We start from the raw sequence: 14,201 nt of genomic DNA on the forward strand, positions 1-14,201 counted from the left end.
CCGTCGTTCCGACCCTGCCCCCCGCGCCTGCGCCGTCCGCGCCGCCGCAGGTGACGGGTGGCGTCCCGCTGCCGCCACAGGACTGGAGCGCGCTGCCGGTGTTGCGGCTGCGGCGCGCGGTTGCCCCGTCGCTGGATGCCAGCACGTTCGTCCAGCGCGAGGTGCTTGCCGGGCGGTGCGGTGGCGCGACGCGGACGCCGCAGGGCTGGGTGCTGAACCTCGACCTCGCACTGCTCGCCGCGGCGGATGGCCGGGTGCGACGGGTGACGCCGCGCGCGATCGATTGTCCGACGGTCGAGCAGTTCGCCGCCGGCCTGCTGCTCGGCGCGGCGCGCAACAATGTCGATCTGCGCGGCGCCGCCACCGACAGCTGGTACCGCACGACGATGGTGTTCGCGTGGAAGGCATGACGCTCTCCGACGACGAACTTGCGCGCTATGCCCGGCACATCGTTCTCCGCGAGTTCGGCGGCACCGGTCAGCTCCGCCTGAAGGCCGCGACGGCGGTCGTGATCGGCGCCGGCGGCATCGGCTCGCCGGCGATCCAGTATCTCGCGGCCGCTGGGATCGGGCGCCTCGTGCTGATCGACGACGACGCGGTCGAGACGTCGAACCTGCAGCGTCAGACGATCTTCCGCACCGAAGACCAGGGTCTCGCCAAGGTCGAGGCCGCGGCCGCGGCGCTACGCCGGATCAATCCGAACGTCGCGGTCGACACGCACCGCCTGAGGGTCGACCAGGGCAATATCGGCGCGCTGATCGCGGGCGCGGACGTGGTGCTCGACGGCTGCGACAATTTCGCGACGCGGTTCGTCGTCGCCGATGCGGCGCATGCGGCGCGGATCCCGCTGGTCTCGGCGGCGGTCGGCCAGTTCGAAGGCCAGCTCGGCGTCTATCGCGGCTGGGAGCCCGACCGGCCCTGCTATCGCTGTTTCGTCGGCGAGAATCCCGAGCGTGCCGAGACGAGCTGTGCGGAGGACGGCATCCTCGGCCCCGTCACGGGCGTGGTCGGCAGCCTGGCCGCCCTGGAAGTGATTCGCGCGGTCGCGCCGTTCGGCGACGATGTGGCGGGGCAGTTGCTGCTGATCGACCTGCTATCGCTCCGCTTCCGGACGATCCGGCTGCCCAAGGACCCCGGCTGCCCCTGCTGCGGCGGCGACTGATCCGAAAACATGCGGGGCGGATGGGCTGAACCCACCCGCCCCGCATCGTGCAGATCGTTCAGCCCAGCAGCGTCTTGGCGAACGCGCGGACGACCGGGCCGATATCGTCGCGTGCGAGCGCGAGCGCGAGGTTGGCCTGGATATAGCCCGCCTTGTCGCCGCAATCGTAGCGCTGGCCATCGAAGGTGAAGCCGTGGAACGGCTGGTTGCCGATCAGCTGCGCCATCGCGTCGGTCAGCTGGATCTCGCCGCCGGCGCCCTTTTCCTGCCCTTCGAGGATGCGCATCACTTCGGGCTGGAGGATGTAGCGGCCCGGGATCATCAGGTTCGATGGCGAGGTGCCCTTGGCGGGCTTCTCGATCAGCGCGGTGACCTCGGTCAGGCGACCGTCGGTCGCGCCGGGCGAGATGATGCCGTATTTGTCGGTTTCCGAATCGGCGACCTCGAGCGCGCCGATGACGTTGCCGCCGACCTTGTTATACGCCTCGACCATCTGCTTCATGAAGCCGGGCTTGCCGACCATCAGCTCGTCGGGGAGCAGCACCGCGAACGGCTCGTCGCCGACGATGTCGCGCGCGCACCAGACCGCATGGCCGAGACCCAGCGGCTCCTGCTGGCGGACATAGACGGGCGAGCCGGGCTTCTGGCGGATGCCGTCGAGCACGGTCAGCGACTTGCCGCGCGCACGCATTGTTGCCTCGAGCTCGTAGGAGATGTCGAAATGATCCTCGAGCGCGCCCTTGCCGCGGCCGGTGACGAAGATGATCTGCTCGATCCCCGCTTCCAGCGCCTCTTCGACGGCATATTGGATCAGCGGCTTGTCGACGACGGTCAGCATCTCCTTGGGCATCGACTTGGTCGCCGGAAGGAATCGCGTGCCAAGCCCAGCAACGGGGAATACGGCCTTGCGCAGCGGTTTGATCGTCATTCAGTAGTCCCTTGTATCGTTGCGGGTGCAGATCGTTGCGGGTGCATAAAGCCGCCGAACGGACTCGGCAAATCAACTGCGGCGGTTAGCGCGTCATTAAAGACGTGGGGTGTAGGCGGGTTCCATGTCAAAAATACTCGTCATCTTCGGGACGCGCCCCGAAGCGATCAAACTCTTCCCGGTCATCCGGGCGTTGCAGACGCAGCCGGGGCTGGTCGTCAGGACCTGCGTGACCGCACAGCATCGCGGACTGCTCGACCAGGTGCTCGCGATCGCGGGGCTGTCCCCCGATATCGATCTCGACCTGATGGAGCCGGGGCAGACGCTCGATCGGCTGACCGCGCGGCTGCTGGTCGGGCTGGGCGACGTGATGGACGCCGAGCAGCCCGACATGGTCGTCGTCCAGGGCGACACCGCGACCGCGATGACCGGCGCGCTCGCCGCCTATTACCGCAAGGTCCCGGTCGCGCATGTCGAGGCGGGGCTGCGCTCGGGCGACATCCATCATCCTTGGCCCGAGGAAGTGAACCGGCGGATCGTCGCGCCGATCGCCGCCTTGCACTTCGCACCGACCCAGACCGCCGCGGACGCGTTGCTGCGCGAGAATATCGCCCCCTCGACGATCCACGTCACGGGCAACACGGTGATCGACGCGCTGCACTGGACCCATGCGCGGGTGGCGGCGGATCCGGCGCTCGGCGCCGCGCTCGACCCGGTCGTGGCGGATACTGCGGGCAAGCGGATCATCCTCGTCACGACCCACCGGCGCGAGAATTTCGGCGACGCGATGGCCGGGATCGCGCGGGCAATCGCGCGGATCGCCGCGCGCGATGACGTCGCGGTCGTCTTTCCCGTGCATCCCAACCCGAATGTCGTCGCGGTGATGGACCGCATTCTCGGCGACCAGCCCGATATCGCGCGGATCGCGCCGCTCGATTATCCGAGCTTCGTCCGCGCGCTGGGGCTTGCCGAGATCGTCCTGACCGATTCGGGCGGCGTGCAGGAGGAGGCGCCCGCGCTCGGCAAGCCGGTGCTGGTGATGCGCGAGACGACCGAGCGCCCCGAGGGCGTCGAGGCGGGTACCGCAAAGCTGGTCGGGACGTCGGAGGACCGCATCGTTTCCGAAATCTTCACGCTGCTCGACGACAAAGCCGCCTATTCCGCGATGGCGCGCGCACATAATCCGTTTGGCGACGGTCATGCTGCTGCCCGGATCGCCGAGACCATCGCCCAGACCATGGCCCAGGCGGCCGCCGGCCGACCGGACCATCGTTGAGGATCATCTGTCATGCTTTCCGATACTGAACTGAACGTCGTCGTCATGGGACTGGGCTATATCGGCCTGCCCACCGCGGCGATCATCGCGCGGACCGGCGCGCGCGTGCTCGGCGTCGACGTGACCGAACGCGTCGTCGAGACGATCAATTCGGGGCGCGTGCATATCGAGGAGGTCGATCTCGACGGTCTGGTCTCGGGCGTGGTGGCGCGCGGTACGCTGCGCGCGGCGATGACGGTCGAGCCCGCCGACGTCTTCGTGATCGCGGTGCCGACCCCGTTCGACGCCGCGCACGCGCCCGACATCAGCTATGTCCTGGGGGCCGCGACGACGATCGCGCCTGTGCTGAAGCCCGGCGATACCGTCATCCTCGAATCGACCTCCCCCGTCGGGACGACCGAGAAGGTCCGCGACCTGCTGGCGACTTTGCGCCCCGATCTGCGCGTGCCCGGGCGGACCCGCGACCAGGCCGATATCGCGATCGCCTATTGCCCCGAACGCGTGCTGCCGGGACGTATCTTGGTCGAGCTGATCGACAATGACCGCGTCATCGGCGGGATCACGCCGCGCTGTGCGCGCAAGGCGCTGACCTTCTATCGCAGGTTCGTACGCGGCGCGTGCGTCACGACGACCGCGCGCGCCGCGGAGATGACGAAGCTGACCGAGAATGCGTTTCGCGACGTCAACATTGCGTTCGCCAACGAGCTGTCGCTGATCGCCGACACGATGAACGTCGATGTCTGGGAGGTGATCCGGCTCGCCAACCGCCACCCGCGCGTCAACATCCTGCAGCCCGGGCCCGGCGTCGGCGGGCATTGCATCGCGGTCGACCCCTGGTTTCTCGTCCATGCCGCCCCCGACCAGACGCCGCTGATCCGCACCGCGCGCGAGGTGAATGACGGCAAGACCGATCACGTCATCGCGCAGGTCGCCGCGATGATCGCGGCGGATCCGACCGCGCCGGTCGCGTGCCTGGGCCTCGCGTTCAAGGCTAATATCGACGATTTCCGCGAGAGCCCGGCGATGAAGGTCGCGCTGGCGGTGGCGAATCGCTTCGGGGATCGCGTCCGGATCGTCGAGCCCTATGCCGCGGCGCTGCCACCGGCGTTCGACGGCACCGGCGCGACCCTGATCGACGTCGACACCGCGATCGAGACCTGCCCGATCATGGTCGTGCTGGTCGATCACGACGTCTTCCGCTCGATCCCGCTCGAGGAGCGCAGCGAGAAGACGGTGCTCGATACGCGCGGGATCTGGCCCGACCAGCCACGCAGTCCCGCACAGTCGGCGGCGCGGATCGCCGGCTAGCGGAGCGGCTGGGTCCGTAGCGCGAGGACGTCGGCGGGCAGGATCGGCCGTTCGGGGCGGCGGGCAATGTCCTGGACGACGGCGTCGAGCGCGGTCGCCCGCGCCTTGGACGAGGCGTGGGTGCGGCTGCGGAAGAGACCGCCGTCGATCGTGCCCCCCTTCTCGCGCCAGAATTGCGGCGCCGAGCGCGGATCATAGCCGGCATTGGCGAGCAGATAGACGCTGAGCCGGTCCGCCTCGTCCTCGGTCTGGCGGATCAGCCGGCCGTTGCGGCCGAGTTCCGCCATCAGCCCGCGACTGATCTTCGCCGCGTCGAGCCGGTCGCGGTGGCGCAGGATGTTGTGCGCCAGCTCGTGCGCGACGATGACCGCGATCTCGGCATCGCTATAGCCCTCGAAATACTTCTCGCCGATCTGGACGACCGCGCCGTCCGCGCTCGCATCGAGGCCGCTGCCGAGCAGGATCTCGAATCGCGAGCGGCATCCCGCGACAGCCGGGATCGAGACCGTGACCGCGCGCCCGTCGCGCAGGACCGTCATCGCGATCGGTGCGCCGGGCGGCTGCGCTGCGATCAGCGCCTCGGCGGCGTCGCGGTCGGCGGGGGTTTCCGCGGTGTCCGCGGCACCGATCCCGGGTTGCCGCTTGCCCGCGAGCAGCTGGATCGAATCCCCCGACCGGACGCCTGCGCGCGCGGCCGGTCCGTCGGCGACCACCGCCTCGACCCCCAGCAGCGTTTCGAACCCGAACACGCCGATCGCATTCGGCCTGGCCTCCGCACTATATTGGTTGAGCGCATGGATCGGCATGCCGATCTGCGGCTGAAGACGATCGCACAACGCCGCATTGGCGGAGGTCAGTCGGTATCCGATCGTCGCCAGCCGCAGATCCGCGGCGCGCAGTGCTTCGAAGAATGCCCTGGGCGGGGCCTCCGCGGGTGCTGCAGCCGGGGCGGCGGTGGTGCCGGCGAGGGAGACGGACGGCGGCGGAACCGCGGAGGCCGCACCTGCGCTTAGCAGGACTGCGGGCAGGAGACGCATGACGATCGACATGCAGCCCTGATAGACGGCTTTCAGCCGCACGCCATCCACCCTCGCGCAGGAGTCGACGAACCGCGCCGCGTTGCGACGGCGCGCCCGAGCCTCTATGTGCGGTGCCAACGGATATAGACTTTATGATTTCAAGATTCTTTCGGTCCAAGGCCCCGCGATCCGCGGGCCGGTCCTGCTCGATCCCTGAAGGCCGGCGCGTCTATGCGGTCGGCGACATCCATGGCTGTGCCGATCTGCTCGACGATCTGATCGCGCAGATCGACGCGGACGATGCGGCGCGCGGTGCGGCGGAGACGACGGTCATCTTCCTGGGCGATATCGTCGATCGGGGTCCGGGCTCGGCCGCGGTGATCGATCGGTTGATCGGCTATGCCGCGGCGCGCGCCGACGTGCGCTTCCTGCAGGGCAATCACGAGGAGATCTTCCTCGGCGCGCTCGACGGCGAGCCCAAGGCGCTACGCCTCTTCTGCCGGATCGGCGGTCGCGAGACGGTGCTGAGCTATGGCATGGATGCGGCGGAATATGAGCGGCTCGATTACGAGGAGCTGGTGCAGCGTCTCGCGCAGCTCGTACCCGAGGCGCATCGCGCGTTCCTGGCGGGCTTCGAGGATCTGATCACGATCGGCGACTATGCGTTCGTGCATGCGGGCGTCCGTCCGGGAACGCCGCTCGCAGACCAGCGCGGTTCGGATCTGCGTTGGATTCGCGATCCTTTTCTCGATCATCGCAGCCCGCTCGACAAGATGATCGTCCATGGCCACACGGTGATCGAAGAGGTCCAGACGATGGCGCATCGTATCGGCATAGATACGGGCGCCTATGCGACCGGTCGGCTGACTGCGCTGGGAATCGAGGGCGATCGCACATGGACGTTGCAGACGGCACCCCGCCCCGGCTCGTCGGAAAATTCTCTCGAATCCTGAAAACTATGCCTTCTCGTCTTACTACAATAGGGTATACCCCCAGGGCGATCAGGGCATGTTGCCCGCTCGCAACAGTATGGAACTCTTCCGTACCGTTCCAGTTACCTCGGTTGCGCAAGGTCAGGTTTCGTGCCAAAGACCTACGCGACGAGCACAAAGGGAGTTCATCATGCGTCTTGGGAAGTATCTCCTGACCGCAGCAGCAGCCACGATGGCAGTTGCTCCGGCCATGGCAGCACCGGTTAATTCGGCAGCAAGCCTTTCGGTCTCGAAGTCGGCTCGCGCCGGTTCGGTTACCGCAAAGAAGAACAAGGTTGCAGGCGGCGGCGTTATCGTTGCAGTCCTCGCAGCAGCAGCCGTTGTCGGCGGCATCGTTATCGTTGCCGATAACGACGACGACAGCGACAGCAACTAAGCCTAGGCTCAGTTCGGGAAAATAGCGGTCTTCGGGCCGCTATTTTTTTGCCTGCCGCAGATGGGCCCGGGGCGGATGCGGCGATGTTCCAGCGCCCCCTCCCCGCCGTGCACGGCTTCGCAAGCCACCGTGTGACACTGCGATCGACCATAGACCGCGACGATGTGCGAGACTGAGACGCGGACACGGGCGTCAGCGGTCGGGCACGATCCGCCATGCCGCTGTAATGCCGGATGGTGTTTGACCCCTGACGCGGCGCGCCCACCCTTGGCCAAGGCGTGCGGGCGCGAGATAATCGAAGCGTCACCGGGCGCGTCGGCCGAACCCTGCATGATCCGCGTCACGCCGACATAACAAGGCCGCCCGCGACGATCAGTCACGGACGGCCCTGTATCATGATGCCGAGTCCGGCGGGTCGGGCGGCGCACCGCCCGACGAGGCGATCAGCGCGGCTGCGGTACCGCGCCGCCGGCGCCCGGCGCACCCTGCTGCATCTGCATCTGCTGCTGCGCCTGCATCTGCTGGACGACGCTCTGCGGCAGGAAGTCGAGCAGTTCGACGTCGAACACGAGCGTCGAGTTGGCCGGGATCGGTCCGCTGACCTTGTCGCCATAGCCGAGCGAGGGCTTCAGCCAGAAGCGGTACTTGCCGCCCTTAGGCATCAGCTTGAGCGCTTCGGAAAAGCCGGGGACGACGCCCGTGACGGGCAGCGGCGTCGGCTGCTGCGACTTGTCGAAGGTGGTGCCGTTGAGGAGCTTGCCCTCGTAATTCACCAGCGCGACGTCGGCATCGGTCGGCTTGGCGGCACCGGGCTTGCCCGGCGTCAGAATCTTGTACTGGAGGCCCGAGGCGGTGGTGACGACGCCCTTGGCGCGCCCGTTGCGGGTCAGCGGATCGTCACCCTGGCGCGCAAGCGCGACGGCGCCGATCAGCGCGAGCGCGATGCCCAGCCACAGATAGATCAGATAGCTGCGCTTGGTCGGCTGCAGCGGAACGGCGGTGACGGTCGACATCGGACAAACCCCGGGTCATCTGGTCACGCCGGAGCGCCGCGCGTGCCGTAGAATTCGTAATCGGAGCCGCGGTGACGCGGCCCCCAAAACCCTGGCTGCGCGTGCAGCCGAGGGTTCCTACTGCAGGCGAAGCTTAGCGTGCGCCGTCGCGCTCGGCGCGCTTGCGCTCGAGCTTGCGCGAACGACGGATCGCAGCCGCACGCTCGCGAGCGCGCTTTTCCGACGGCTTCTCGTAGTGGCGGCGCAACTTCATCTCGCGATACACGCCTTCACGCTGCAGCTTCTTCTTGAGCGCGCGAAGGGCCTGGTCGACGTTGTTGTCGCGGACGATGATTTGCATAAACCCGTTAAGCTCCGGTCGAATAGATACGAATGGATAGTGCCGTCGCGAACAAGTCCGCGCCGCATGAACGGGAGCCCCTAACAGCGTGTGCCCGCTGTTTCAAGCCAAACCCGCCCGGTCAGTGTCGGGGTTCACGTCGGGAGGCGGTTTGCGGGCCTGCCAAGCCAGCGCTAAGAGCCGCGCATGACCACGCATGCCCTGACCCTGTATAACAGCCTGACGCGCCGGCTCGAGCCGTTTGCGCCGATCGATCCCGCCAATGTCGGGCTCTATTCCTGCGGACCGACCGTCTACAACTATGCGCATATCGGCAATTTGCGCGCCTATGTCTTTACCGACACGCTGTCGCGGACGCTGACGTGGAAGGGCTTTGGCCTCACGCACATCGTCAACATCACCGATGTCGGCCACCTGACGTCAGATGCCGATGCGGGCGACGACAAGATGGAGGCCGCCGCGCGCGCCAGCGGGCAGGATATCTGGTCAATCGCAAGACATTACACCGAAGCCTTCAAACGCAACCTGATCGACCTCCACATCCGCACGCCGACCCGCTTCCCGCTCGCGACCGACCATATCGCGGAGATGATCGCCTTTGCCGAGGCTATCGCGCCGGAGCATTGCTACGTGCTCAAGGACGGGCTGTATTTCGATACCAGCACGGTCCCGGACTATGGCCGGCTTGCCCGGTCGAACGACGATGCCGGCGAGAGCCGGATCGATCCGGTCGCGGGCAAGCGCCACCCGCAGGATTTCGCGATCTGGCGGACATCGGCGCCCGGCGAGATGCGCCAGATGGAATGGGACTCGCCCTGGGGACGCGGTGCGCCGGGCTGGCATCTCGAATGCTCGGTGATGAGCCAGAAATATCTGGGCCCGCAGTTCGACATCCACACCGGCGGCATCGACCACCGCGAGATCCACCACCCGAACGAGATCGCGCAGAATCAGGCGCGTTGCGGGTGTGCGGACACCGGGGCGAACCTCTGGATGCACAACAACTTTCTTGTCGAACGCTCGGGAAAGATGTCGAAATCCGGCGGCGAGTTCACGACGCTCCAGACGCTTATCGATCGCGGTTTCCACCCGCTCGCCTATCGGCTGATGTGCCTGCAGGCGCAGTATCGCAGCGAGCTGGAATTCTCCTGGGACAATCTGGCGGCGGCGACGACGCGGCTGAAGCGGCTGGCGCTCACCGTGCAGGCGTTGCGCGACCGTGCGGCATCCAGCGATCCCGCCAAACCCGCGACCGACGCCGTCCGCGCGCTGCTCGCCGGCTACCGCGACCGACTCGACATCGCGGTCTGCGACGACCTCGCAACGCCGCGCGCCTTGCCGGTCCTCGACGAACTGCTCGCGGACAAGCGGCTGTCGCCCGCCGACCGACTCGCCGCGCTGGCCGATTTCGATGCGGTGCTGGGACTCGATCTCGCAGCCCTGCGCCGCGAGGATCTGCGCGTCCGGCCGGCCTCGGCCACGCTCGACGCCGCAGCCGTCGACGAACGCCTTGCCGAGCGCCGCGCCGCGCGGGCTGCGAAGGACTTCCCGCGGTCCGATGCTATCCGCGACGACCTCGCCAGCGCCGGGGTCGAGGTGATGGACGGTGATCCGCTCGGCTGGGACTGGCGGATCGGCTGATTGGCGGCGGAGACGACTCCGCGCTTTGGCGTCGCACCCGAAGCGCGGTACAGAGGCGGGGATGAAAGCCGTCCTCCCCGCCGCCGCCCGCCCGCTGCTCGAACCGCATCTGCCGTCCGATCTCGACGTCGAATGGTTTGCAACGCCCAGCGAGGCGAATGCGGCGATCGCCGATGCGGACATCGCCTGGGTCGACATGCAGCCGACTCACCTGGTGGCGGACGCGATTCGCGCCGCCGGGCCGCAGCTGAAATGGGTGTCGACCATCTATGCGGGACTCGACGCCTTCCCGCTTGCATGGCTGCACGACCGGGGCGTGATCCTGACCAACGGTGCGGGCATCAACGCCGTCGCGGTCGCAGAATATGCGGTGATGGGGATACTCGTCGCCGCCAAGCGCTTCGACACCGTCCTCCGCGCGCAGGACGAGCATGTCTGGCTGAAGGACGCGCCAGGCAAGATCGAGCTTGCCGACACGCGTGCGCTGGTCATTGGCTATGGCACGATCGGCGCGATGATCGGCGATCGGCTCGCCGCCTTTGGCGTCGACGTGACCGGCGTGACCCGGACCGGGCGCGACGGGACGCTCACGCCCGATGCCTGGCGCGGCCGTCTCGGGGAGTTCGACTGGGTGGTGCTTGCCGCGCCCTCGACCGATGCAACCAAGACGCTGATCGGCAGCGGCGAGCTTGCCGCGATGAAGGACAGCGCATGGCTGATCAACATCGCGCGCGGCGACATGATCGACGACGAGGCGTTGCTCGCCGCCCTGCGTTCGGGACAGATTGGCGGGGCGTTCCTCGATCCGACGCATCCCGAACCGTTGCCGGCCGATCACCCCTTGTGGTCCGCGCCCAACACGATCCTGACGATGCATCTGTCGGGTCGCAGCCAGACGAGGATGTTCCAGCGCGGAGCGGCGATGTTCCTCGACAATCTGCAGGCGTACCGCGCGGGGTCCGCGATGCGGAACGTCGCTGATCTTGCAGCGGGCTATTGAACGATAGCGTCGGTGGCAGGCACCGGCGGTCGCACGATCAGCTGCGCGCGGTGCCGTTGTTCGGGCTGTTATAGTCCTTGATTCCGCGACGGCGGCGCCTGTCGCGACGGCGGCGCTTCATCATCATGATCAGGACGGGCACGCCGATCGCGACACCGACGCCAACGATCGAAAATGCAATGATAATTCGCAAGGGAAGATCCATCGTCGCCCTGTGCCAAACCTGCCCGACATTGAGAAGCGCTTTCTATACAATCTCGGGCAACCCTGACCGACCGGCTCGCTGCAATCAGCCAAGCCCTGGATCCGGTACTCGTGCGCCTGCAAGCTTTACTTGATTGCGCCAAAAGCCGATTCGGCGCATGGCCGCGCCTCGAATTCACCAATCGGACGAACAATTATGGCCGCGAACTGGGCCCCCGACAGCTGGACCACGCACGAAGCCCGCCAGCTCCCCTCGTATCCCGACGCCGGCGCGCTCGACGCCGCGACCGCACAGCTTGCGACGTTTCCGCCGCTCGTCTTCGCCGGCGAGGCGCGCAACCTGACCGCGAGTCTCGCCGAGGTTGCGGCGGGCAAGGCGTTCCTGCTCCAGGGCGGCGACTGCGCCGAGAGCTTTGCCGAGCACAGCGCGAACAACATCCGCGATACCTTCCGCGTCATCCTGCAAATGGCGGTCGTGCTGACCTTCGCGTCCAAGCTGCCGGTCGTGAAGCTCGGCCGCATGGCGGGCCAGTTCGCCAAGCCGCGCTCGGCCAATACCGAGACGATCGGCGGCGTCGAGCTGCCGAGCTATCGCGGCGACAACGTCAACGACATCGCCTTCACGGCCGAGTCGCGCGCCCCCGATCCGCAGCGGATGATCCGCGCCTATTCGCAGTCGGCGGCGACGCTCAACCTGCTCCGCGCGTTCGCGCAGGGCGGGTATGCCAACCTGCATCAGGTGCATCGCTGGACGCACGACTTCATGGGCCGCAGCCCCTGGTCGAAGAAATATGCCGAGACCGCGGACCGGATCGGCGAGGCGCTCGAGTTCATGGCGGCCTGCGGGATCGATCCGGAAACCGTGCCGCAGCTCGCCCAGACCAATTTCTACACCAGCCACGAGGCGTTGCTGCTGCAATATGAGCAGGCGCTGACCCGGCAGGATTCGCTGACCGGCGACTGGTACGACACGAGCGCGCATTTCCTGTGGATCGGCGACCGGACGCGATTCGAGGGGTCGAGCCATGTCGAATATCTGCGCGGCATCGGCAATCCGATCGGCATCAAATGCGGCCCGAGCCTCGAGCCGGACGCGCTGTTGCGGATGCTCGACACGCTCAATCCCGCGCGCATCCCCGGCCGGATGACGCTGATCACGCGCTATGGCTATGATTCGATCGAGGCCGCGCTGCCCAAGCTCGTCCGTGCGGTGACCCGCGCGGGGCATCCCGTCGTCTGGTCGTGCGACCCGATGCACGGGAACGTCGTGAAGGCGGCCAATGGCTACAAGACACGGCCGTTCGAGCGCATCCTCGCCGAGGTCCGCGGCTTCTTCGCGGTGCACCGCGCCGAGGGCACGCATGCCGGCGGCATCCATATCGAGATGACCGGGCAGAACGTCACCGAATGCACCGGCGGCGCGGTCGACGTCACCGAGCAGAGCCTGGCGGACCGGTATCACACGCATTGCGATCCGCGCCTGAACGCCAGCCAAAGCCTTGAGATGGCGTTTCTTCTGGCCGAAATGCTCAACGCCGAAATGGCCGAGCGCAAGAAGGTCGCTGCCTGACGACGACGATCGTCAAGGCGATCCGGCGGCAAAACGTGCACGTCGCGCGATTTTGCCGCCGCACCGCCTTGACGCCCGCGCCCCGCTTCCGTAGGAGCGCGGCTCGACTACACGGCCCCTTCGTCTAGCGGTTAGGACGACGCCCTCTCACGGCGTAAGCACGAGTTCGATTCTCGTAGGGGTCACCAAGTCCACACATCCTGACATCGTTGGCTTCTATCGGATCGCGCCGTTCGTCGTGTGCGGCAACCGTGTCGCTACGTGTTTCCCGACGGTGCAGCGACGAGCGAGCGGGCGCTACCCGGGGCCGTCCTCATTTTCGAGGGCGTGCACCCCGTGGAAGGATGCCAGCATGGCCGATGCCGCCCGCAACACCGATTCGCCAGATACCCTCCCCGCGCCGGCCACCGACTGGAGCGCGGATCTGACGACCCGGACCGGCTACGCGTTTCACGTCCGCCCGATCACGCCGGACGACGAGGCGGCGCTGGCTGACTTCTTCACGCATGTCGGCAAGGAGGATCTGCGCTTCCGGTTCCTCAGCGCGATCGACCATGTCGGGCACGAACAGCTGCTCGCGCTGCTGCGCGTCGATCACGAACATAGCGAGCATTTCCTCGCCTGCGAGATCGGCAGCGGCCGGATCCTCGCGACCGCGATGATGGTCGGCGATGACGACGGCCTGCGCGCGGAGGTCGCGGTCGCGATCCGCAGCGATTTCAAGCGACGCGGGATCAGCTGGGTCCTGCTCGATCACGTCGCGATCTTCGCGCGGGCCAAGGGCCTCCGCACGCTCGAATCGATCGAGAGCCGCGACAATCACCAGGCGATCGACATGGAGCGCGAGCGGGGCTGGACGGCCGCCCCCTGCCCTGGCGATCCCTCCGCGATGATCCTGCGACTGACGCTGGCATCGCCGCCCGCCTGACCCGTTCTGGTCACAGCGGCATGCGAGCGGCCGGCGGTGGCCGGTGCGGCGGTTCTGGTCTATCATGCAGGCCGGCTCCGTACCGGCGACCATGATCTTGGCCGCCGGCGTATCGGACCCGACTGCCGGACAAGGCCCAGAGCCCGATGAACCGCACGCGCCCAGCCCGACCGGCCGCCCCACCCGCATGATCGCGCATCCGTCCGATATGGGCGACCCGGCTGCCGGACGTCCCGCCGTGCTGGCGGAGGAACTCGGCCTGCTGATCGACGCGGCGACGACCTATGCGATCTACATGCTCGACCCGCAGGGGCGCGTGACGATCTGGAACCGGGGCGCCGAGCGGATCAAGGGATGGACCGAGGCCGAGATCATCGGCCGCGATGCCGCGATCTTCTACCCGGCCGAAGACGTCGCGGCGGGCAAGCCGCGCGCCGATCTCGA

The 14,201-nt window shown here is 67.3% G+C and carries 16 protein-coding genes and 1 tRNA gene; 12 read left to right on the forward strand and 5 right to left on the reverse strand.

Translation table 11 applies throughout. The features are described from left to right. Positions 1 to 410: hypothetical protein (locus tag sphsw_RS19920; protein WP_052380963.1), on the forward strand; the 410-nt coding region annotated here is incomplete at its 5' end. Further along, positions 407 to 1,162, forward strand: coding sequence for a HesA/MoeB/ThiF family protein (locus sphsw_RS14875; protein WP_031441308.1), 756 nt, complete (start codon positions 407 to 409; stop codon positions 1,160 to 1,162). The genes sphsw_RS19920 and sphsw_RS14875, both read left to right, overlap by 4 nt. A gap of 58 nt (positions 1,163 to 1,220) precedes the next feature. Here sphsw_RS14875 and galU read toward each other — a convergent pair whose 3' ends face one another. Beyond that, positions 1,221 to 2,090: a UTP--glucose-1-phosphate uridylyltransferase GalU gene (galU, locus tag sphsw_RS14880; protein ID WP_031441309.1), complete on the reverse strand. Its 870-nt coding sequence runs from the start codon at positions 2,088 to 2,090 to the stop codon at positions 1,221 to 1,223. 124 nt (positions 2,091 to 2,214) lie between these two features. On the opposite strand from galU, the gene wecB reads away from it, so the two are divergent. Further along, positions 2,215 to 3,366, forward strand: coding sequence for a non-hydrolyzing UDP-N-acetylglucosamine 2-epimerase (gene wecB / locus sphsw_RS14885; protein ID WP_042467447.1), 1,152 nt, complete (start codon positions 2,215 to 2,217; stop codon positions 3,364 to 3,366). A 12-nt stretch (positions 3,367 to 3,378) separates the two neighbouring features. Continuing rightward, complete coding sequence (wecC, locus tag sphsw_RS14890; protein ID WP_031441311.1) at positions 3,379 to 4,674, forward strand: UDP-N-acetyl-D-mannosamine dehydrogenase; 1,296 nt, start codon at positions 3,379 to 3,381, stop codon at positions 4,672 to 4,674. On the opposite strand, the gene sphsw_RS14895 is transcribed toward wecC, so the two are convergent. Next, positions 4,671 to 5,753, reverse strand: coding sequence for a M48 family metallopeptidase (locus tag sphsw_RS14895; RefSeq protein ID WP_152555520.1), 1,083 nt, complete (start codon positions 5,751 to 5,753; stop codon positions 4,671 to 4,673). The genes wecC and sphsw_RS14895 overlap by 4 nt on opposite strands. Positions 5,754 to 5,845: 92 nt before the next feature. On the opposite strand from sphsw_RS14895, the gene sphsw_RS14900 reads away from it, so the two are divergent. Beyond that, positions 5,846 to 6,646: a metallophosphoesterase family protein gene (locus sphsw_RS14900; RefSeq protein WP_042467448.1), complete on the forward strand. Its 801-nt coding sequence runs from the start codon at positions 5,846 to 5,848 to the stop codon at positions 6,644 to 6,646. Between the two features lie 169 nt (positions 6,647 to 6,815). Continuing rightward, positions 6,816 to 7,061: a hypothetical protein gene (locus sphsw_RS14905; RefSeq protein ID WP_031394633.1), complete on the forward strand. Its 246-nt coding sequence runs from the start codon at positions 6,816 to 6,818 to the stop codon at positions 7,059 to 7,061. 443 nt (positions 7,062 to 7,504) lie between these two features. Here sphsw_RS14905 and sphsw_RS14910 read toward each other — a convergent pair whose 3' ends face one another. Both sphsw_RS14910 and rpsU read right to left on the reverse strand, forming a co-directional pair. Then, complete coding sequence (locus sphsw_RS14910; protein ID WP_031441314.1) at positions 7,505 to 8,074, reverse strand: FKBP-type peptidyl-prolyl cis-trans isomerase; 570 nt, start codon at positions 8,072 to 8,074, stop codon at positions 7,505 to 7,507. Between the two features lie 133 nt (positions 8,075 to 8,207). Then, on the reverse strand, positions 8,208 to 8,414 hold the full coding sequence (gene rpsU, locus sphsw_RS14915; protein ID WP_031394635.1) for a 30S ribosomal protein S21: 207 nt from the start codon (positions 8,412 to 8,414) through the stop codon (positions 8,208 to 8,210). 186 nt (positions 8,415 to 8,600) lie between these two features. Between rpsU and cysS the strand changes: the two genes are divergently transcribed. Then, positions 8,601 to 10,055: a cysteine--tRNA ligase gene (gene cysS / locus sphsw_RS14920; RefSeq protein ID WP_031441315.1), complete on the forward strand. Its 1,455-nt coding sequence runs from the start codon at positions 8,601 to 8,603 to the stop codon at positions 10,053 to 10,055. 61 nt (positions 10,056 to 10,116) lie between these two features. Beyond that, positions 10,117 to 11,055, forward strand: coding sequence for a D-2-hydroxyacid dehydrogenase (locus tag sphsw_RS14925; RefSeq protein ID WP_031441316.1), 939 nt, complete (start codon positions 10,117 to 10,119; stop codon positions 11,053 to 11,055). Between the two features lie 37 nt (positions 11,056 to 11,092). On the opposite strand, the gene sphsw_RS20095 is transcribed toward sphsw_RS14925, so the two are convergent. Continuing rightward, on the reverse strand, positions 11,093 to 11,248 hold the full coding sequence (locus sphsw_RS20095) for a hypothetical protein (RefSeq protein ID WP_200874049.1): 156 nt from the start codon (positions 11,246 to 11,248) through the stop codon (positions 11,093 to 11,095). A gap of 207 nt (positions 11,249 to 11,455) precedes the next feature. Between sphsw_RS20095 and sphsw_RS14930 the strand changes: the two genes are divergently transcribed. The 4 genes from sphsw_RS14930 to sphsw_RS18995 all read left to right on the forward strand — a co-directional run. Beyond that, positions 11,456 to 12,829, forward strand: coding sequence for a class II 3-deoxy-7-phosphoheptulonate synthase (locus sphsw_RS14930; RefSeq protein WP_031441317.1), 1,374 nt, complete (start codon positions 11,456 to 11,458; stop codon positions 12,827 to 12,829). 113 nt (positions 12,830 to 12,942) lie between these two features. Beyond that, positions 12,943 to 13,017 (forward strand) — tRNA-Glu (locus sphsw_RS14935). A 164-nt stretch (positions 13,018 to 13,181) separates the two neighbouring features. Next, positions 13,182 to 13,757 (forward strand): GNAT family N-acetyltransferase, encoded by a 576-nt coding sequence (locus tag sphsw_RS14940; protein WP_042467450.1) that lies wholly within the window; start codon positions 13,182 to 13,184, stop codon positions 13,755 to 13,757. A 187-nt stretch (positions 13,758 to 13,944) separates the two neighbouring features. Then, positions 13,945 to 14,201: PAS domain S-box protein (locus sphsw_RS18995; protein ID WP_042467453.1), on the forward strand; the 257-nt coding region annotated here is incomplete at its 3' end.

Origin of the sequence: Sphingomonas sp. FUKUSWIS1 (assembly GCF_000733135.1) — a bacterium.
Classification (GTDB): domain Bacteria; phylum Pseudomonadota; class Alphaproteobacteria; order Sphingomonadales; family Sphingomonadaceae; genus Sphingomonas; species Sphingomonas aerolata.

Coding starts and splice junctions, on each gene's coding strand:
- sphsw_RS14875 (WP_031441308.1), top strand. CDS start 407: ATGACGCTCTCCGACGACGAACTTGCGCGCTATGCCCGGCACATCGTT.
- galU (WP_031441309.1), bottom strand. CDS start 2,090: ATGACGATCAAACCGCTGCGCAAGGCCGTATTCCCCGTTGCTGGGCTT.
- wecB (WP_042467447.1), top strand. CDS start 2,215: ATGTCAAAAATACTCGTCATCTTCGGGACGCGCCCCGAAGCGATCAAA.
- wecC (WP_031441311.1), top strand. CDS start 3,379: ATGCTTTCCGATACTGAACTGAACGTCGTCGTCATGGGACTGGGCTAT.
- sphsw_RS14900 (WP_042467448.1), top strand. CDS start 5,846: ATGATTTCAAGATTCTTTCGGTCCAAGGCCCCGCGATCCGCGGGCCGG.
- sphsw_RS14905 (WP_031394633.1), top strand. CDS start 6,816: ATGCGTCTTGGGAAGTATCTCCTGACCGCAGCAGCAGCCACGATGGCA.
- sphsw_RS14910 (WP_031441314.1), bottom strand. CDS start 8,074: ATGTCGACCGTCACCGCCGTTCCGCTGCAGCCGACCAAGCGCAGCTAT.
- rpsU (WP_031394635.1), bottom strand. CDS start 8,414: ATGCAAATCATCGTCCGCGACAACAACGTCGACCAGGCCCTTCGCGCG.
- cysS (WP_031441315.1), top strand. CDS start 8,601: ATGACCACGCATGCCCTGACCCTGTATAACAGCCTGACGCGCCGGCTC.
- sphsw_RS14925 (WP_031441316.1), top strand. CDS start 10,117: ATGAAAGCCGTCCTCCCCGCCGCCGCCCGCCCGCTGCTCGAACCGCAT.
- sphsw_RS14930 (WP_031441317.1), top strand. CDS start 11,456: ATGGCCGCGAACTGGGCCCCCGACAGCTGGACCACGCACGAAGCCCGC.
- sphsw_RS14940 (WP_042467450.1), top strand. CDS start 13,182: ATGGCCGATGCCGCCCGCAACACCGATTCGCCAGATACCCTCCCCGCG.